Annotated in this window: 20 protein-coding genes; 11 read left to right on the top strand and 9 right to left on the bottom strand. The window is 66.3% G+C overall.

Annotated elements, in window-relative coordinates; translation table 11 throughout:
• Window positions 1-366 (top strand): penicillin acylase family protein (locus JMF82_RS09720; RefSeq protein WP_201314332.1); only part of this gene is annotated, 366 nt, incomplete at its 5' end.
• 45 nt (window positions 367-411) lie between these two features.
• Here the strand turns inward: JMF82_RS09720 and JMF82_RS09715 are convergent.
• The 6 genes from JMF82_RS09715 to JMF82_RS09690 form a co-directional block, all read right to left on the bottom strand.
• The gene (locus JMF82_RS09715) at window positions 412-678 is read right to left on the bottom strand and encodes a hypothetical protein (protein ID WP_201314331.1); all 267 of its coding nucleotides are present in this window, start codon (window positions 676-678) and stop codon (window positions 412-414) included.
• Window positions 679-866: 188 nt separating this feature from the next.
• The gene (locus tag JMF82_RS09710; protein WP_201314330.1) at window positions 867-2,258 is read right to left on the bottom strand and encodes an ATP-binding protein; all 1,392 of its coding nucleotides are present in this window, start codon (window positions 2,256-2,258) and stop codon (window positions 867-869) included.
• Entirely contained in the window at window positions 2,255-2,920 is a 666-nt protein-coding gene (locus JMF82_RS09705; RefSeq protein ID WP_201314329.1) for a response regulator transcription factor, read from the bottom strand. Before JMF82_RS09705 ends, JMF82_RS09710 begins: the two co-directional genes overlap by 4 nt.
• A gap of 143 nt (window positions 2,921-3,063) precedes the next feature.
• Window positions 3,064-3,759, bottom strand: coding sequence for a phosphatase PAP2 family protein (locus JMF82_RS09700; protein ID WP_201314328.1), 696 nt, complete (start codon window positions 3,757-3,759; stop codon window positions 3,064-3,066).
• A 16-nt stretch (window positions 3,760-3,775) separates the two neighbouring features.
• A complete protein-coding gene (locus JMF82_RS09695; RefSeq protein WP_201314327.1) occupies window positions 3,776-6,079 on the bottom strand; it encodes a TonB-dependent receptor in 2,304 nt (767 codons plus the stop codon).
• Between the two features lie 235 nt (window positions 6,080-6,314).
• Window positions 6,315-6,734, bottom strand: coding sequence for a cupin domain-containing protein (locus JMF82_RS09690; protein ID WP_201314326.1), 420 nt, complete (start codon window positions 6,732-6,734; stop codon window positions 6,315-6,317).
• A 128-nt stretch (window positions 6,735-6,862) separates the two neighbouring features.
• Here JMF82_RS09690 and JMF82_RS09685 point away from each other — a divergent pair, with 128 nt between their 5' ends.
• On the top strand, window positions 6,863-7,972 hold the full coding sequence (locus JMF82_RS09685; RefSeq protein ID WP_201314336.1) for an oxidoreductase: 1,110 nt from the start codon (window positions 6,863-6,865) through the stop codon (window positions 7,970-7,972).
• 69 nt (window positions 7,973-8,041) lie between these two features.
• Here JMF82_RS09685 and JMF82_RS09680 read toward each other — a convergent pair whose 3' ends face one another.
• On the bottom strand, window positions 8,042-8,926 hold the full coding sequence (locus JMF82_RS09680; protein ID WP_201314325.1) for an isocitrate lyase/phosphoenolpyruvate mutase family protein: 885 nt from the start codon (window positions 8,924-8,926) through the stop codon (window positions 8,042-8,044).
• Between the two features lie 167 nt (window positions 8,927-9,093).
• On the opposite strand from JMF82_RS09680, the gene JMF82_RS09675 reads away from it, so the two are divergent.
• The 5 genes from JMF82_RS09675 to JMF82_RS09655 all read left to right on the top strand — a co-directional run bounded on the left by JMF82_RS09675 (window position 9,094) and on the right by JMF82_RS09655 (window position 12,044).
• Window positions 9,094-9,921 (top strand): AraC family transcriptional regulator, encoded by an 828-nt coding sequence (locus JMF82_RS09675; RefSeq protein WP_201314324.1) that lies wholly within the window; start codon window positions 9,094-9,096, stop codon window positions 9,919-9,921.
• A gap of 83 nt (window positions 9,922-10,004) precedes the next feature.
• Window positions 10,005-10,148, top strand: a complete 144-nt coding sequence (locus tag JMF82_RS09670) for a hypothetical protein (protein WP_201314323.1) — start codon at window positions 10,005-10,007, stop codon at window positions 10,146-10,148.
• Between the two features lie 20 nt (window positions 10,149-10,168).
• Entirely contained in the window at window positions 10,169-10,519 is a 351-nt protein-coding gene (locus JMF82_RS09665) for a hypothetical protein (protein ID WP_201314322.1), read from the top strand.
• 139 nt (window positions 10,520-10,658) lie between these two features.
• The gene (locus JMF82_RS09660; RefSeq protein ID WP_201314321.1) at window positions 10,659-11,495 is read left to right on the top strand and encodes a GAF domain-containing protein; all 837 of its coding nucleotides are present in this window, start codon (window positions 10,659-10,661) and stop codon (window positions 11,493-11,495) included.
• A gap of 81 nt (window positions 11,496-11,576) precedes the next feature.
• Complete coding sequence (locus tag JMF82_RS09655) at window positions 11,577-12,044, top strand: SRPBCC domain-containing protein (protein ID WP_201314320.1); 468 nt, start codon at window positions 11,577-11,579, stop codon at window positions 12,042-12,044.
• 65 nt (window positions 12,045-12,109) lie between these two features.
• Here JMF82_RS09655 and arr read toward each other — a convergent pair whose 3' ends face one another.
• Window positions 12,110-12,511, bottom strand: coding sequence for an NAD(+)--rifampin ADP-ribosyltransferase (arr, locus tag JMF82_RS09650; RefSeq protein WP_201314319.1), 402 nt, complete (start codon window positions 12,509-12,511; stop codon window positions 12,110-12,112).
• A gap of 166 nt (window positions 12,512-12,677) precedes the next feature.
• On the bottom strand, window positions 12,678-13,589 hold the full coding sequence (locus tag JMF82_RS09645; protein ID WP_201314318.1) for a LysR family transcriptional regulator: 912 nt from the start codon (window positions 13,587-13,589) through the stop codon (window positions 12,678-12,680).
• A gap of 128 nt (window positions 13,590-13,717) precedes the next feature.
• Here JMF82_RS09645 and JMF82_RS09640 point away from each other — a divergent pair, with 128 nt between their 5' ends.
• From JMF82_RS09640 to JMF82_RS09625, 4 genes are read left to right on the top strand one after another with little or no spacing between them, the layout of a single operon-like run.
• Complete coding sequence (locus JMF82_RS09640; protein ID WP_201314317.1) at window positions 13,718-14,281, top strand: ester cyclase; 564 nt, start codon at window positions 13,718-13,720, stop codon at window positions 14,279-14,281.
• A gap of 11 nt (window positions 14,282-14,292) precedes the next feature.
• Entirely contained in the window at window positions 14,293-15,312 is a 1,020-nt protein-coding gene (locus JMF82_RS09635) for a polysaccharide deacetylase family protein (RefSeq protein WP_236585388.1), read from the top strand.
• Between the two features lie 40 nt (window positions 15,313-15,352).
• Window positions 15,353-16,066, top strand: a complete 714-nt coding sequence (locus JMF82_RS09630; protein WP_201314316.1) for an SDR family oxidoreductase — start codon at window positions 15,353-15,355, stop codon at window positions 16,064-16,066.
• Window positions 16,059-16,499, top strand: coding sequence for a VOC family protein (locus JMF82_RS09625; RefSeq protein ID WP_201314315.1), 441 nt, complete (start codon window positions 16,059-16,061; stop codon window positions 16,497-16,499). Before JMF82_RS09630 ends, JMF82_RS09625 begins: the two co-directional genes overlap by 8 nt.
• Window positions 16,500-16,571: the final 72 nt, after the last annotated feature.

Raw genomic sequence — 16,571 nt, 5'->3', positions numbered from 1 at the left:
GGCGAGGTCAATCGCTACCAGCGCGTCAACGGCGATATCGAACAGCCTTTCGATGACGGCAAGCCGAGCATCCCGGTGCCGTTCACCTCATCGCGCTGGGGTTCGCTGGCTTCGTTCGGCGCGCATCGCTGGCCCGGCACGCGGCGTTACTACGGCACCAGCGGCAACAGCTTCGTCGCGGTGGTGGAATTCGGCGACAAGGTGCGCGCGCGCGCGATCACCGCAGGTGGCGAGAGCGGGCATCCTTCGTCGCCGCACTTCAACGATGAAGCCGAGCGCTACACCACCGGCAACCTGCGCCAGGTGTATTTCTGGCCCGAAGACCTCAGGCAGCATACCGAGCGCAGCTACCACCCCGGCAGTTGACGCCGGGCGGTGAAGGCGCCGCTGGCGCCTTCACCACTCGAGGGTTCAGTGCCCGTGGCCGTGCGTCTTGGTCTTGGTCAGGCCTTTGCCCTTGGCCTTGTCCTGCGCGACGTCGCTCACCGCGGGCCCCACCTTTTCGTCGTCGGCCTTGGCGGTCTTGGTCAATGCGGACACGGTGTCGCCATGAACATCCTTGTCGGTACTCATGTTGCCGTGATCCGTCGGTGTGTGTCCGCCGTGCGCCTGCGGCGCGGCAAACACGGGGGCGGCGACCATCAGGGTCAGGAGAGCTGCGTACTTGAGGGAATGCATGGCGAGCCTCTTGGATGAAGTTGCATGGGCCCCGTCACTTGGACGGGGAGCTCACCGTTGCACATCAATCTTTCGCCTAGCCTGCGTTCGAGGCGTGTCATCGCCATCGTGTGACGGCCTTTCAGCTCGCGTTGAGCTTGTTCATTCAGAAGGCCAAACGAAAGCTGACTGGATGGGCCTGCGTACCCTCACGGGCACATCAGCGGAATCGATACCCGCACGCGCAGGCCCTGTCCGCGCGGCGGATCCAGCAACTCGATCGAGGCGCGATGCAGGCTGGCTGCGCGCGCCACGATGGACAAGCCCAGCCCGTAGCCTTCGCCGCGGCTCCCGGCCTCGCGGTGGAACCTTGCGAACACCGCGTGTCGCCGCTCGACGGGAATGCCCGGGCCGTTGTCGATCACTTCCAGCGTCGCTTCCTGGCGGCCCTGGGTGATGGCGAGCTGGATGCGCCCGCCGCGCGGCACGTAGCGCAGCGAGTTCTCGAGCAGGTTGCGCAACAGGGCGACGAGCGCGGGCTCATAGCCATGAACCAGCACGGCGTCGCTGCGTTCGCCGCACGCCAGCTCCACGCCGCGGTCACGGATCATCGGCGCGAATTCATCCACGACCCGATCGGCGACGCGCAGCAGATCGACCGGAACGGGCCCGCTCGACGCGGCGCCGACCTCCAGCTTGGCCAGTGCCAGCAACTGCTCGATGCGATGGGCGAGCGCGGCGGCGCTGCCGTGCGCGCCCGCGACGCTGTCCTGGATTTCGTCGAGATCGACGGTCTCCATCGCGCTTTCGAGATTGAGCATGATCGACGCGAGCGGCGTGCGCAGTTCGTGCGCTACGTCGGCGCTGAAACGTCGCTCGCGCTCCAGAGCATCCTCCTGGCGCCCGAGTTGCTCGTTGAGCGCCGCCAGCACGGGTCGCAATTCACGCGGTGCGTGAGGCAGCACGATGCGCTCGCGGCTGCCGGGTTCGCGCAGCGACAAGGCGGTGGTCAACGTGGCGAACGGGCGCAGGCCGCGCGCCACCGCCCACCCAACCAGCAGCGCGAGCACGGGCAATCCCAGCAGGAACGGCAAGCCGTGCTCCAGCCACAAGGCGTGCACGATTTCCTCGCGACTGTCGTAGCGATCGGCCACGCGTATCACGTATTGGCTGGCAGGGTCGACGTAGCTGAAGGCACGCCAGACGTGGTGCTGCTTCTTCAGGTCATGGTAGGCCGAGCGGTCATCCGGCGTGGCGGGCAGCGTCATCAGGTTCGCCGTGCCGAGCACCAGTCGCCCTTGCCTGTCGAATACCTGGAAACCCACCACCGATTCGTTGGTCGCCACGTCACCGGACGCCCGCACCTCGCTGCGCTTGCGCACGGGCACGAGGATGCCTTCGTGCCCGGCGAAGGTGTCGACGCCCGCTTGCTGGATGATCGCGGCAATGGTGTGGGCCGCCTCTGCCAGGCGCGCGTCAGAGAGCTGGGCCATTTCGGCGCTGGTGCGGCGAAAGCTGAAAGCGGCCAAGGGAAGCAGGAACAGCAGCAGCAGCGCGATGATCATCCATCGCAGCCGCGCGCGCAGGCTGTCATGGTTCACGGCGGGTCCCGTGGAATCATGTAGCCGTAGGCGCGGACATTCTGGATGGCATCGAAGCTGAGCTTGCGCCGCAGCTGGTGCACCAGCACGTCGAGCGCGCCATCGGTCACCACTTTCTCGCCGCCGTAGAGGGAGTTTTCCAGCGTATCCCGGCGAACCAGCCGCCCGGCGCGCTCCATCAAGGCCTGCAGCAGGGTGAGTTCCTTGCGGGTAAGGTCGACCTTCTTGCCATGGAAAGTGACTTCCAGGGTGGCGAGATCCAGGCACAGCGCGCCCGCTTCGATGCGGTTGGCCGCCAGGCCCTGCATGCGCCGCGTGAGCGAGCGGATGCGCGCGGCGAGCTCATCGAGGTGGAAAGGCTTGGTGAGGTAATCGTCCGCGCCGGCATCGAGGCCGTGGATGCGTGCCTGCACGGCGTCGCGGGCGGTGAGGATCAGCACGGGCGTGCGAATATGGTTTTCGCGCGCGTCCAGCAGTATGTCCAGGCCGTCCTTGCCCGGCAGGCCAAGGTCGAGCAGCACCAGGTCGGCGATCTCCTCCTTCATCGCCGCCACGGCGTCGGTGCCGTCGGTAAGCCAGGTCACCTTGTACGAGAGACGCTCGAGGGCGCGCTGGATCGCAGCGCCCAGCTGCAGGTCGTCTTCCACCAGGATGATGTGCACGTGGCTCCCCTCGACAACGGAAGCCCGCGCGGAGGGCGCGGGCGGGTCAGTCGATTGTCTTGCCGTTTTATTACGGTCTGGGGTACGGGCCCATCCGGGCCCAGGGTGCTCATCCGTGAGCAGGTTCCTCCTGATCGTGATCGTCAGCGACCGGCGAGGCCGGCTGCCTTGAGCTCCGCGCGCGCTTCCGCAAGATCATGCTGCAGTGCCGGCGAGGCGAGCATGCCGGCGGCCAGGGCCTGGCCGAATTCACGCCCCGCATAGATGTCCTGCAAGGTGTGCACGCCCTTCACCACGCGGCGCCAGCCGATGTCGCGCGACTCCTGCATGAGCGCGTCGGCGTCCTGCGGAAACAACTGCGCCAGCAGGATCGCATCCACCGTGGCCCGGCTGGAGTGGCCGCTGGGGTAGCCGTAACTTTTCTTTGCCGCTTCCTCCGGATGCTGCGCGCAGGACGAGGCGGGCGGGCAGGGCCGGGGACGCTTCCAGTGGTTCTTGGAAAGGTCCACCGCTTGCTTGGTGTCGTGCTCGGCTTCCTTGAACAGGGCCGCCACGCGGGGCAGCTTGTCTGCGCGGAAGCCGGGGCCGAGAACCTCGGCGAAGTCGAATACGTCGAACTTTTCTTCCTGCTGCGCGCGGGTGAAATCCGCCGCCGAGCGCGCGGCGAAGGCGTGGTCGGTGGCGGCATAGTCGGCAAGGTCCTCCGCGCTGCCCGGCGCGCTGGGCGCGGGCAGGGCGGCCATGGCCTGGTTCACCTGGGCATCGCTGAGGTAGCTGTTGCCGGCATGCGCAAACACCGGCGCGGCGAGCAGCAGTGCAACGAAGGCGTGCTTCATCATCGTCCCTTCCCTTCGTTCAGAGCGCCAGCGACACGGAGGCGAACCAGCTGCGGCCCGGCAGCACGTAGTAGGAACCCACGTTGCCGCTCACCGAGTTGATCACCAGGTTGTGCGCATCGAACAGGTTGTCCACCTGCAGGCGGATCTTGTAGCTCTTGATCACCGAGCCGGTGAGGTTCTGGCCGTAGCCCAGGCTCATGGCCGCCTGCCAGTAGCCGCTGGTGCCGATGGTGGAGGTCACCGACGAGGCCACGTCGGGGTTGAAGCTGGAGTTGTAGGCCTTCTGGCTGCCCGAGTACTTGTCGTACAGCGAGGCGAAGAAGCCGCCCTGCTCGTACAGCACGCCGATGGCCGCGGTGCGCTCGGGCACGTTGGGCATGTCGAGGTTGGAGCCCTTGAAATAGGCATCCTGCAGCGAGCCGTTGGCGAACACGCTGGCGCCGCCACCGACGTAATACGTGGCCTGTCCTTCGATGCCCTTGATGTACGCGCCGCGTGCCAGGTAGTAGACCGCCTCGGTGGTGCCCGGCACGGTGGTGGAGAACTGGTAGTTCTTGTAGTTGATGAAGTACACGTCGGCGTCCGCGTTGAAGCGGTCGGTCTTGTAGACCGTGCCGAACTGGTAGTTCATGGTCTGCGTGGGGCTGGTGTTGTTGGCGGTCGGGTCAGGCACGTAGAACTGGTTGAGGTTGGGCGTGAGGAAGCCCTGCGCCACCGTGCCGTAGATGCTCCAGTCCTCGCGCAGCAGGTAGTTGGCGGTGAGGTAGCCCAGCGTCTTGTCCCAGTTCTGGCTGTAGTAGAGCGGGGTCTTGGTGGTCTGGTTGATCGGCGCCTGGATGTCGCGCGTCACATTGAAGTACTTCACGCCGGGCGTGATGCTGAGGCCGTCGGCGGCGTACCACTGGTACTCGGCATACAGCTGGCCGGTGTGCAGCTGGTCCTTCATGGTGTACTTGTACGGGCCGCTGTACACGCCCTTGCTGTTGAACGTGCCGAAGGTGGAAGCGCCCGGCTTCACGTCGATGGCGCCGTCGCGGCCATAGTCGATGGCCACGCTGCTGCGGCTGTTGTTGGTGTATTCGTACCAGCCGCCGGTGCGGAACTGGCCATGGTCGTCCGCGTACACCACCTGCAGCGTGTCGCCCCACGCGCGATAGTTGTTGATCTTCACGTAGCCGCCCATGTTGGTGGGCGATGCCTTGGTGCCTACGTAAGGACTCTCGTGGCTGGTGTTGTCGTAGGCGTAGGTATAGACCTTGTTGTCCAGCGACCAGTTCTCCGACAAAGCGCTGCGCACGCCGAGGTATTCCAGGTCGGTCTGCTTGGTCTGGTAGTTATAGCAGGCGCAGTTGACGCTGGCGCGGTCCTCGTTGAGGCCGAAGTTGCGGCCGAGCTGGTCGATCTGCTGCAGCGTCAGCGAGCTGAGGTTCGGGTTGTTGAAGCGGATGTAGTTGTAGTTGCTGAGGAAGCTGATCTCGGTGCTTTCGCCGATCGGCTGCACGTACTTGATGTAGCCGGTCTTGCGCGACATGTCGCCGTTGGTCTTGGCGGTGTCGGTGTCCATGTACTGCGCGCTGGCGATGAACTTGCCGCCGCCGAGGTCGTCGAGCTTGCCCGAGTTCACTTCCAGGTGCGTGAGCGAGGTGCTGTAGCTGCCGAAGCTCTGCGTGGGGATGAACGAGAACGTGTCGGTCGGATCCTTCGAGCTCAGCGCCACCGTGCCGCCGAAGGTGGCCTGGCCGATGGTGCTGGCGCTGCCGGGGCCGCGGTCGATCAGCACCTGGCCCAGCATCTTCGCCGGGAAGTAGCTGCTGGTGTGGTGGCTGAAATCGTTGGTGTCGCCGAACGGAATGCCGTCGTAGGTCACGTTGTACTGGTTGTCGTTGAAGCCGCGCAGCGTCATCTGCTTGGATTCGCCCAGGCCAGGGCCGGCAGGGCTCACGTTGGTCACGCCCGGCGCGATGGCGGCGATGGTCGCGTAGTCGGCGGTGGGCGAGACGTGATTGCTGATCCAGTCCAGCCCGATGATGGACTGCGGCTGCGTGATGGCCAGGTCGGCCTGCGTGGGGGCCTGGAGGATCGCGGAGCCGGTGGCGTTGGCCTTCACCTCCACTTCTTCGAGCTGCCTGGGCGCCTTCAGTGCGGCGGCACTCGCCGCAGCCGTGTCGGCGGCGGCATCATCGGCGAACGCCGGCATGCTCAGGCACAGGCCGGCGAGCATCGCCAGGCCCAGCGGCGCACGCCACTGGCGGATACCACGGGAAATCGGACGCAGGGCAGGGAGCGGCGCGCTCACGCGCCGGCTGGATGACGTGGACATGGTGGCCTGTGTAGTGGCTGGAATCAGCGCACTAGCGTGGGTTGGTCATTTGACAGTTCTGTTGCAGGCCGGTGATGCGCGCAGACCAATGGCTTAGCGTCGTCTTAGAGACGCCGGATTTCCACGTGCAGGTGCGCGACTGGTGGGCACCGGTACGCAGCATCGGGCAAAACCTTGCGATCGTGGCCAGGCCGCCATCGTGCACCGGGTGCGCTCCTGCAGGGAGGCGTAGCCTTCACTTCACGGGTTCGGCGAGCGGCTTGCCCTTGTCCACGATCCACGTCGACAGTGCCGCCCCGCCTTCGCTGCCCGGGGCGGCGGCCAGGCTGTGCACGGCGCCACGCGCGTTGAAGAAATGATCGCCTGCCTTGAGTTCCTGGTCCGGCTTGCCGCGCGTCTTGAGTACCAGGTTGCCGCGCAGCACGTAACCTGATTCGTCGCCATCGTGGACATGCCAGCCGATCACCGCGCCCGCGGGCAACTCGGCCGTGCCGATCACGATCTCCTTGCCCGGCACGCCGCTCTGGTCGTGCTTGTCGAGTATGGTGCGCTTGGGCTGCGATGCGGTCGATGCCGCGTCCTGCGAAGCAGCACCACTCGCCATCACCATCATCCCCATCACAAGCGTGGCAAACACGAACGTGCGGCTTCGCATGGCGGCGCCCCAAGGCTGAACTGACGCCGCATGTTGCGCGCCGATGCGTTAGCGCCATGCGAAATGACGGGAGGGAAACGCCCGCCATGATGGCTTACCATGAGTCATCCCCGACACCCCCGCAGACCATGAACGAAACGCCATCTCCCGTACGCGTGGCATTGATCGGCTATGGCTACGCCGGCAAGACCTTCCACGCCCCTTTGATCCGCAGCGTGCCCGGGCTCGAACTCGCCGTGGTCGTATCGCGCGACGCGGGCAAGGTGGCTGCGGACATGTCCGGTGTCGAAGTGGTGGCTACGCCGCATGACGTCATGACCCATCCGGGCATCGATCTGGTGGTGATTGCTTCGCCCAACGACACGCACGCGCCGTTGGCTCGCGCGGCCTTGCAGGCGGGCAAGCATGTGGTGGTGGACAAGCCTTTCGCCATCGACGTCTCGCAGGCTCGCGAGCTTGCCGCGTTGGCCGCGGAGCAGGATCGCGTGCTCTCGGTGTTCCAGAATCGCCGCTGGGACAGCGATTTCCTCGGCGTGTGCCAGGCCATGGCCGACGGCTTGCTCGGCGAGGTAAGGCATTTCGAATCGCATATCGATCGCTATCGTCCCGAGGTTCGCGCACGATGGCGCGAGCAGCAGGGTCCGGGCAGCGGCATCTGGTACGACCTTGGCCCGCATCTGGTCGACCAGGCGCTCCTGCTGTTTGGCGTGCCCGAACGCGTGATGGCAAGCCTTGCCGTGCTGCGCGATGGCGGCGAGGTGGCGGATTGGGCGCACGTCGTACTCGAGTACGGCGCGCGTCGCGTCATCCTGCACGCCAGCATGCTGGTGGCGGGCGGCAGCCCCCGCTTCACGTTGCATGGCACGCGCGCAAGCCTGGTGAAGATGCATGCCGATCGCCAGGAGGCCCAGCTGTTGGCGGGAATGCAGCCGGGCAGCGAGTCATGGGGCGACGATCCGGACGAACTGCTGCTCTATGACGCCCAAGGTGAGGCTAGGCGGTTGCCGGTGCCTGCCGGCGACCAGCGCCGTTACTACGCGGCCTTGCGCGATGCGATAACCGGTTATGGCGGCAATCCGGTCACGCCGTTGCAGGCGGTGACGGTGATGGCCGTGCTCGAGGCGGCCATCGAATCGGCGGCCAGCGGTCGCGCCGTCGACCTGGTGCTGTCGAAGGAAGAGCGTGCGGCCTGGGATGCCGGCGTGAGTGCGCACGCTTCCATGCCACGACGGATGTGAGCGTGCTGGGGACGTCGTGGTGGCGTCCTCCCATGGCTTAGGCTGCCGGACGTGCCGATGATCGCGATGTCATCGCGCGCCGCCCACGATCCTGGCTGGTGAAGCTTCGACCGCGTCGACAGGCTCGAACAGTCCATTCGCTTCGGACACGCTCAGCATGGCTTCGCCCATGGCGTCATAGCGGCCTTCCGCGAGCGCTTCGGTGGCGATGCGTGCCAGGTGCGCCAGCACCGACTGCATGGGCCCGCAGCCGAGGCTGATGCGTCGTACGCCAAGTTCGCCAAGTCGTGCCGCCGTCGGCGCGCCCGGGTAGCCGACGTAGATGTTCAGCGGCACCGGCAGCTCGCGGGCCAGCCGGGCGATCTCGAGTGGATCGCTCAAGCCCGGCACGAAGATGCCGTCGGCACCGGCATCCACATAGGCGAAGGCGCGCCGTCGCGTTTCACCAGGCCGCTCATCCGCCGGCATGTCGACAACATACGTATCGATGCGTGCATTGACGAACAACGGCACGTCGTGATGCTGCGCGACGCCACGTGCGCAGGCGATGCGCTCCATCAATCCGCAGGGAGGCGACAGCGTTCGCGTGCCCGGAAGCGTGCCATCCTCGATGTTGATGCCCACCGCGCCCAGCTGCAGGAGCGCGCCGACGAGCTCGCCGGTGTCTTTCGCATCGCGGCCGTAGCCACGCTCGATGTCGACGCTGACAGGCATCGTCACGCTCCGGCAGATCCGCTCGCACGTGGCAAGCAGATCCCGCACGGCCATGCGCTCGCCGTCGGGTCGGCCCAGTGCCCACGCCATGCCGGCACTGGTGGTTGCGATGGCCTGCGCCCCCGCGTTCTCGATGACGCGCGCACTGGCGGCATCCCAGGCATTGGGCAGCATGAGCGGTCGCGGCCCGGCATGCAGTTGGTGGAAGCGTTCTGCCCGCAGGCGCTGTTCCCGGTTCATGATAGTGGCCTGCAAGGTTTGCGCCGACGGTTCGTGGCCAGGCAAGCAGACCATCCAGGGGCATCCGCGCGCTGTCAGAATCTTTAGCCATCGCGATCCGGCATGGGCCGACGGGGCCAGGGCTTGCTAAGCTTCTGGCTGTCCCAGGCGAACCACCCGCGCATGCCATGTCCAGCCTGACTTCCCATGGGTTGTTGTCGACGGAATCGCTGACCTTGCGCAGCGTGCATTGCTCGGGCAGCTGCCGTCATCGCAGCGCGGAGGAATGCGCGTCGTCGACGCAGCTGGTGTTTCCCTATCGCGGCGTCTATCTGAGGCATCTTGGCAGCGACCAGGCCGTGGCCGATGCCAATCACGTGCTGTTCTTCAACGCGCGTGAGGGTTATCAGGTCAGCCATCCGCTGGATGGCGGCGATGCCTGCCTGTCGCTCGACCTGGGCGAAACACTGTTGGCCGAGCTGGCGCCGAAAGGGCTCCTGCAGCCGGGTGGCGATGTCGCATTCCGCGCGCAATCGTTGCGCATCGACGCGCGTGCACAGGCGCTGGTGGCGCTGCTGCGCCATGGCCTGGAGAACGGCAGCATCGAGGCGCTGGAAGCGGAGGCGCTGCTGCTCACGCTGGTGTGCCGCAGCCTCGGTCCGCGCACCTCGCGCGAGCCGGCCTCGACCCACGCGCGGCGCCGGCTGGCCGATCGCGTGAAGGTGCTGCTCGCCAGCGATCTCTCGCGACGCTGGACGCTGGCCGAGATCGGCAAGGACATCGGCAGTTCGCCGGTCTATCTCACCCAGGTATTCCGACAGGTCGAAGGTGTGCCGTTGTATCGCTACCAATTGCAGCTGCGGCTGGCGCGCTCGCTCGATCTCATCGGCGAGTACGACGACCTCTCGGCGCTGGCGGTGGAGCTCGGCTTCTCCAGCCACAGTCATTTCGCCAACGCGTTCCGCCAGGCCTACGGCCGCTCGCCGACCGAGTTCCGGCGGTCGGCCAAGGTGTGAACGGCTAAAGAATCCGACAGCATTCAGCGGCCCGGAATGGTCTCCTGAGCGTGCCCGCCGTAGGGCGATTTCAGGAGAGTGACATGAGCGAGAAGACCTGTGCCGCGTGCGATTACCCGCTGGATGAAAACGCCATCAAGGTGACCATCGGCCATCGCGTGGTCGAAGTATGTTGCGAGGAGTGTGCGCAGAAGTTGCGCGAGGCCAGCGCCAAGGCCAGCGCATGAGGCTGGGCCAGCCCCTGGTCATGGCGATCGCCGTGCTGGGCGCTGGCCCGCTGGCATCCGGCGCCGGGCAGGAACACGCGGCGCCGGATGCCATCGCACGCCAGGTGCGGGCCTGCCTGCATGATCACTATGCGAACCAGGACAGGCTGGCCATGGTCGATCGTGTGTTCGGCATCGAGGAACGCCTCGGCGCCTATCGTGCCGCTCGCACCCGGGCCGAACTGGTGGCGCGCCTCAACGCCGACCTGCGCGTCGCGACCGGCGATGCCGGCGTGCGCGTCGATGAAGGCAAGGTGGCATCCGCTGGGGATGTCGGCGCCTATGCGCTCGGCGAAGGACTGCATCTGGTCGTGCCTGCCACGCGGCGGTGAGCCGTGCTTCCGTTCGTTGCCATGACCGTCGGTGCGATGATTCCGTTCGCCACTACAAAAATTCCTATCGGCCGGCGCGCGCGGCACGCCTTCGTCTTCCCGCATACTGGCGTCGTCAGGTTGCAAGGGGGAGCGTGCCATGGCCACGTCCAAGCCGACGTCCGAGTATGTCTGGCCACCCGCGGTGGTGGGCTTCGACATGCCTTCGCCTTCCGTGGCCGGCCATGAGGGCGGGAAACCTGTCATGGTTGCCTTCTTCAGTGGCCGGCCCGACCACTACTGGATCGAGGCCTTCGCGTCGGAGGTCTGCGATTTCAAGTCGCAACACGAACTGGCCGACGTGCGCATCGACGCGCGCGGCCTGGTGGTCACCGGGCCCGCGCGGCAACTCCGCAGCCTTACCGGGCATCTGCGCGACTTCGTGCATCGCGTATCACGCATCAGCCTGCAGCGGCGCGTTCTGGAAAGGATCAGCCGGAAGGACGTGTCGACGTCCGGCCATGCGGAAAATGCGGCCGCCGTGCGCGACGTGGAGCTGGTGGCGAAGCTGCCGATGGTGGCATCGATTCTCGAAGCCGTCTCGCGCGAGACGGGCATGCGCTTCGCCACCGTTGCGCGCGTATCCGAAACGCGCTGGATCGCCTGCGCCGTCTACGACACGATCAACTTCGGCTTGCGCGTCGGCCAGGACCTCGTCCTGGAAACCACCATCTGCAATGAGATCCGCGAACACGGCCATACCGTGACGTTCGATCACGCCAGCACGCACCCCTTGTACTCCAGGCATCCGACGCCTGCGCTGTATGGCTTCGAGAGCTACATCTCGGTGCCGATCTATCGCGCGAACGGGCGCTTCTTCGGCACCTTGTGCGCGGTGGATCCCGAGCCGCGGTCGATCGACCAGTCCACCATCCAGGCCTTCGAGCACTTCGCCAGCGCGCTGGGCGAAGTGATCGACGCCGCCATGCCGGAGTAGCCCGCGCTGGACAAGGCACGGGGCCAACAGGCGTAACATCACGCTTCTGCCGGCGGAAGCCGGGCTGGAACGAGAGCGACGATGGCCACCAGCGAGCGCACGCACAAGGCTTTCCGTGACATCCACGCAACTCCCGCGGCGGTCTATCGCGCCTTCCTCACGCGGGAAGCCATGTCGAGCTGGCTCCCGCCTGCCGGCGCCAAAGGCGTTTTCGATGCGTTCGAGCCTCATGCGGGCGGTCGCTTCCGGTTGACGCTCACGTTCGACGCCGCCCAGGGCAAGTCCACGGAGCACAGCGACGTGGTCCATGGCTGGTTTACCGAATTCGTGCCTGACCGGCGCATCGCGATGGTGGTGGAGTTCGACTCGACCGATGCGGCCTTCGCAGGCCGCATGACCATGACGTGGGAGCTGCAAGCCACATCCACAGGCACGCGCGTGACAACGATCGCCGGGCACGTGCCTGTCGGTATCAGCCAGGGTGATCACGAGATCGGCATGCAATCGAGCCTTGCCAATCTGGCGGCGTTTGTAGAGCGAACCAACTAGGCGAAGCAGGCGCGTGCAGGAGCGTGCCTCGCTGGTGGAATGCGGAAGGGACGTCCAAACCTGGCTCAGTCGTTGATGGCCTCGACACCCTGGCGCCTGAGCTCTTCAACGCGGTCGAGCATGTCCTTCAGCCGCTCGGGCGAATGGCCGGTCCACGGCGACACTTCACCGACTACCCGGAACGGATGGCGCGATCGATAGAACAGGGTCGGGTTGCCGGGAAACTTCTTGTCGGTGAGATTGGGGTCGTCCTCGATGGGGCCGGTGGGCTCCACGATGTAGATCCGGCCGCGCCCTTCGCCGACCGCGAGTTCCGCGCCCCAGGTGGCCGCATCCAGCGTGGCACTGAGGTAGACAAAGGCTGCCCGTTCCCGCTTGCCGTCATTGGAGGCGTACCCCGGTGCGATCAGGTCACCTGACTGCAGGTCGACCTTGGTGCCGTGATAGTAGATGGGCGCATCAGCCATGGTGTCACTCCGCTACCTGTCATTGTCGACAGGCCGGCGATGCGGGGCCAAGGAAGGGGACTTTCGGCAAGTCCCCCCACGTTGTATACGGCAACAGTGGGGCGCATGGCGCCTCTTCTTTGTGCCGCGTGAAAGCCGGCGCGAGTGATCGACACCGGCGGCATGTTCAGCCGGATGCCGACGTTCCCCAGCGCCATGCCTTGCCCAGGCGCTCGCTCAGGAAATCCACCAGCGCACGAACGCGCGGCGCGAGATGGCGCTGGCTGGGATAGAGCGCATTGAGGGGCGCGGCGGAGATCGCGAAATCAGGCAGCACCCGCACCAGGCGCCCCTGCGCGAGATCATCGCCCACGTCCCAGATCGATTTGCGCGCGATGCCCGCGCCCTCCAGCGCCAGCGTGTGCGCCGCGCCGCCATCGTTGGTGGTGAAGGCCGCCATGACCTGCACGGAAAGTCTTTCCTCGCCGTCGAAGCGCCATATGGCGCGACGTTGCTCGCCGATGAGAATGCATTGGTGATGCACCAGTTCCGCGGGGTGTCGCGGCATGCCGAATTGCTTGAGGTAGGCCGCCGACGCGCAGAGCACGCGAAAGTTGGGGGCCAGCGGGCGTGCGATCAGCGATGAATCCTCCAGGCTGCCGTAGCGGATGGCGACATCCACGCCGGCGTCGAGCAGGTCCACCACGGCGTCGGTCACCATCAGTTGCACGCTCACTTGCGGATGCAGGCGCTGGAAGGCGGCGAGCGCGGGTGCAATCCACTGGCGGCCGAGCTCGCCGGGAGCGGTGATGCGTACCGTGCCGCTGATCGCCTGCGCGCGACCGGATACGACGCTTTCGGCCTGCTCGACCGCCGCCATGATCCGCAGCACTTCGGCGTGAAAGGCCTCGCCTTCCTCCGTCAGCGCCTGCCGCCGCGTGGTGCGCTGGAGCAACCGCACGCCCAGTTCCTTCTCCAGCTGCGCCAGGCGCTTGCTGACCACCGTCAACGACAGGTCCATGTCGCGCGCGGCGGCCGACAAGCTGCCAGTCGCCACCACTCGCGCGAAGGTCCGCAGGCCCGGGAGATTGTCGATCATGGCGTCATTATGGAAAAAAAAGAAAGGATGATCGGGCGATTAAAGGGTATTTCCGCCCGGATGGGCAAGTGACCATGCGCTCAACCCGGCCATGCCGCCATGTCACGACCCCGTCAAAGGAAGCGCCCATGAACGTCACCGCACCCTCCGCGATCCGCCGCGGCCTCCGCTGGTCCTCGACCTTGCTGCTGGCGCTGGCCGCCGCCGCGCCGGCCCTGGCCGGCCCTGGCGACCTGGTCCAGCCGAAGGTGCTGGTTGCCGACCACAGCCTGCCGCCGCAGACGCTGGAGGCGGAAGTCCTCGCCGCCCGCCGTTACGACACGTTCTGGAACACCGGCGACGAAGCCGTGGCGCGCGCGGCGTTGGCGCCGACGTTCTTCGACAACACGCTGCCGCAAGGGCGGCCGCAGGGTATCGATGGCGTGCTGAAGGCGTCGAAGGCCTTTCGCACCGCCGTGCCGGATCTTCGCAGCGAAGTGACGCAGATGATCGTGGCGGGTGACCGCGTGGTGACGCATCTGCATTTCACCGGGCACTTCAGCGGCACGTTCGGTGGCAAGCAGGGACAAGGCCAGCCGATCGACTTCATCGCCACCGACATCTATCGCATCGCCGATGGCCGCATCGCCGAAGACTGGCATCTGGAAGACAACCTGGCCTTCCTCCAGCAGGCAGGCCTCGTGACGAAGTGAAGGAGACCGACATGCATACCGCCGACACGCTTTCAACCGATGGCCTGCAAGCCAGCCGCCGCAAGTTCCTCGCCAGGGCCGGCGCAGCCGCGGGCGGCATGGCCGCGATGGCGCTGGCCGCGCACGCGAAAACGCAGGCTCCCACCACCATGCCCAACGCATCCTCGTCCGGTGAAGGCAGGTTCTGGCCAGGCGATACGCGGCTGGTCATTTCGATCTCCATGCAGTTCGAGGCCGGTGGCCAGCCGCCCAAGGGCACCGACAGTCCGTTTCCGCAGGTGGAGTTTCCGCAAAGCGTGCCCTCCGATCCGGCGACCAACACATGGTTTGCCTACGGCTATCGCGAAGGCATCCCGCGCATGCTCGACCTGTGGGACAGGCACGGCGTAAAGGTCACTTCCCACATGATCGGCGAGGCGGCCAAACGCCACCCGGAACTCGCCCGCGAGATCGTCGCGCGCGGCCACGAAGCGGCGGCACATGGCCCGCAGTGGCGTTCGCAATACGCGATGGCGCGCGAGGAGGAGAAGCAGTTCATCGCCGAAGGCGTGCGCATGGTGGAAGAGGTCACCGGCCAGCGTCCCGTCGGTTACAACGCGAACTGGCTGCGGCGTGGACCGCACACGTTGTCGCTTTTGCAGGAACTGGGGTTCCTCTACCACATCGACGACCTGAGCCGTGACGAGCCCTTCATCGAGCAGGTCAACGGCAAGGATTTCGCGGTGGTCCCGTACACGCTGCGCAACAACGACATCCTGCTGGTCGAAGGCCGGCACTACTCGCCGGACAAGTTCCTCGGGCAGATCAAGCGCGACTTCGATGAGCTGTATCGCGAAGCCGGCGCGCGCCGCCGCCTCATGTCGATCAGCGCGCATGACCGGATCAGCGGCTCGCCGCAGATGGTCGGCGCGTGGGATGCGTTCATCCGCCATGCCAAGGCCAGGCCGGGCGTGGCGTTCATGCGCAAGGACGAGATCGCGCGGTTCGCCCTGCAGAGCCCGTTGACGCTGCGCGAATCCGAAACCATCTGACCGCGCCAGTGCGCGCAGTCGCTTCTACCGAGGATCCAACATGACATCGCTTGCTTCCCAATCCGTGCTGATCGTTGGCGGCAGCTCCGGCATCGGCGCCGCCGCGGCCGAGGCCTTTGCCGCGCTTGGCGCCCACGTGACCATCGCCGCGCGCGACCGGAAAAGACTCGATGCGGCCGCCGCCGCGATCGGGCACGGTGTACGCACGGCCGTGCTGGACACCACCCGCGATGACGACGTGGCGGCGTTCTTCGCAAGCGCGGACACGTTCGACCACGTCGTCATCTCCGCCGCCCAGACACCGACGGGCCCGGTACGCGGCCTGGCGCTGGACGACGCCTATGCCGCGATGGACAGCAAGTTCTGGGGCGCGTATCGGGTGGCGCGCGCGGTGCAAATCAACGAGGGTGGATCACTGACGTTCATCAGCGGCTTCCTGAGCGTTCGCCCAAGCAGGAACTCGGTGCTGCAGGGGGCCATCAACGCGGCGCTTGAAGCCCTGGCCCGGGGACTTGCGATCGAGCTCTCGCCGGTACGCGTGAACACCGTGTCGCCCGGCCTCATCGCGACGCCGCTCTGGTCGAAGCTGGAAGCGGGTGCGCGCGAGGCGATGTACGAAAACGCATCGGCACGGCTGCCGGCGCGCCGGGTGGGCCAGCCGGAAGACGTCGCCAATGCGGTGGTGTACCTGGCGAGCACGCCCTATGCCACCGGCTCGACCGTGCGGGTCGATGGCGGCGGCGCCATTGCCTGATGACAGCGCTGCCGTGAAGCTCGACCACGTCACCATCGTCACGCACGACCTCGAGCGGGCCCGCCGCTTCTTCACCGAGGTGGTGGGCCTGCACGAAGGCGAGCGTCCGCCGTTTGGCGTGGCCGGCCACTGGCTCTACGACGATGACCGGCGGGCCGTGCATCTCGTCGACGCCACGGAGCCGGCATCAGCCGAAAGGCGCGCGCCACGCATCGACCATCTCGCCTACCGCGTGCCGGACGCCCAGGCGTGGGCCGGGCTCACCATGCGACTGGAACGTCATGGGCTGCGCTATGGCGTCGCGCGCGTGCCACCATCAGGCGCCATGCAGCTGTTCGTCTCGCTCGGCCCTGGCGTGACCGTCGAGTTCCTGCTCGACCCTTCGCCAGGACGCGGGCATTTACCTGGCGCCGGTCTCCTTCGAGACGGATAGTCGCGGCAGGCCGCGCCGATGGTCGCCCGGCATGGCGTGCACTATGATGCATTGGATATACATATTTTTAGT

Source organism: Dyella sp. EPa41, assembly GCF_016586165.1.
GTDB lineage: Bacteria > Pseudomonadota > Gammaproteobacteria > Xanthomonadales > Rhodanobacteraceae > Dyella.
Note: the sequence above shows the minus strand (reverse complement) of the source record. Positions and strands in the feature narration are given on the sequence as shown.

What these genes read in the sequence shown, in the direction of transcription:
- JMF82_RS09715 (WP_201314331.1), bottom strand. Translation starts at nt 678, where the DNA reads ATGCATTCCCTCAAGTACGCAGCTCTCCTGACCCTGATGGTCGCCGCC.
- JMF82_RS09700 (WP_201314328.1), bottom strand. Translation starts at nt 3,759, where the DNA reads ATGATGAAGCACGCCTTCGTTGCACTGCTGCTCGCCGCGCCGGTGTTT.
- JMF82_RS09695 (WP_201314327.1), bottom strand. Translation starts at nt 6,079, where the DNA reads ATGTCCACGTCATCCAGCCGGCGCGTGAGCGCGCCGCTCCCTGCCCTG.
- JMF82_RS09690 (WP_201314326.1), bottom strand. Translation starts at nt 6,734, where the DNA reads ATGCGAAGCCGCACGTTCGTGTTTGCCACGCTTGTGATGGGGATGATG.
- JMF82_RS09685 (WP_201314336.1), top strand. Translation starts at nt 6,863, where the DNA reads ATGAACGAAACGCCATCTCCCGTACGCGTGGCATTGATCGGCTATGGC.
- JMF82_RS09680 (WP_201314325.1), bottom strand. Translation starts at nt 8,926, where the DNA reads ATGAACCGGGAACAGCGCCTGCGGGCAGAACGCTTCCACCAACTGCAT.
- JMF82_RS09675 (WP_201314324.1), top strand. Translation starts at nt 9,094, where the DNA reads ATGTCCAGCCTGACTTCCCATGGGTTGTTGTCGACGGAATCGCTGACC.
- JMF82_RS09670 (WP_201314323.1), top strand. Translation starts at nt 10,005, where the DNA reads ATGAGCGAGAAGACCTGTGCCGCGTGCGATTACCCGCTGGATGAAAAC.
- JMF82_RS09665 (WP_201314322.1), top strand. Translation starts at nt 10,169, where the DNA reads ATGGCGATCGCCGTGCTGGGCGCTGGCCCGCTGGCATCCGGCGCCGGG.
- JMF82_RS09660 (WP_201314321.1), top strand. Translation starts at nt 10,659, where the DNA reads ATGGCCACGTCCAAGCCGACGTCCGAGTATGTCTGGCCACCCGCGGTG.
- JMF82_RS09655 (WP_201314320.1), top strand. Translation starts at nt 11,577, where the DNA reads ATGGCCACCAGCGAGCGCACGCACAAGGCTTTCCGTGACATCCACGCA.
- arr (WP_201314319.1), bottom strand. Translation starts at nt 12,511, where the DNA reads ATGGCTGATGCGCCCATCTACTATCACGGCACCAAGGTCGACCTGCAG.
- JMF82_RS09645 (WP_201314318.1), bottom strand. Translation starts at nt 13,589, where the DNA reads ATGATCGACAATCTCCCGGGCCTGCGGACCTTCGCGCGAGTGGTGGCG.
- JMF82_RS09640 (WP_201314317.1), top strand. Translation starts at nt 13,718, where the DNA reads ATGAACGTCACCGCACCCTCCGCGATCCGCCGCGGCCTCCGCTGGTCC.
- JMF82_RS09635 (WP_236585388.1), top strand. Translation starts at nt 14,293, where the DNA reads ATGCATACCGCCGACACGCTTTCAACCGATGGCCTGCAAGCCAGCCGC.
- JMF82_RS09630 (WP_201314316.1), top strand. Translation starts at nt 15,353, where the DNA reads ATGACATCGCTTGCTTCCCAATCCGTGCTGATCGTTGGCGGCAGCTCC.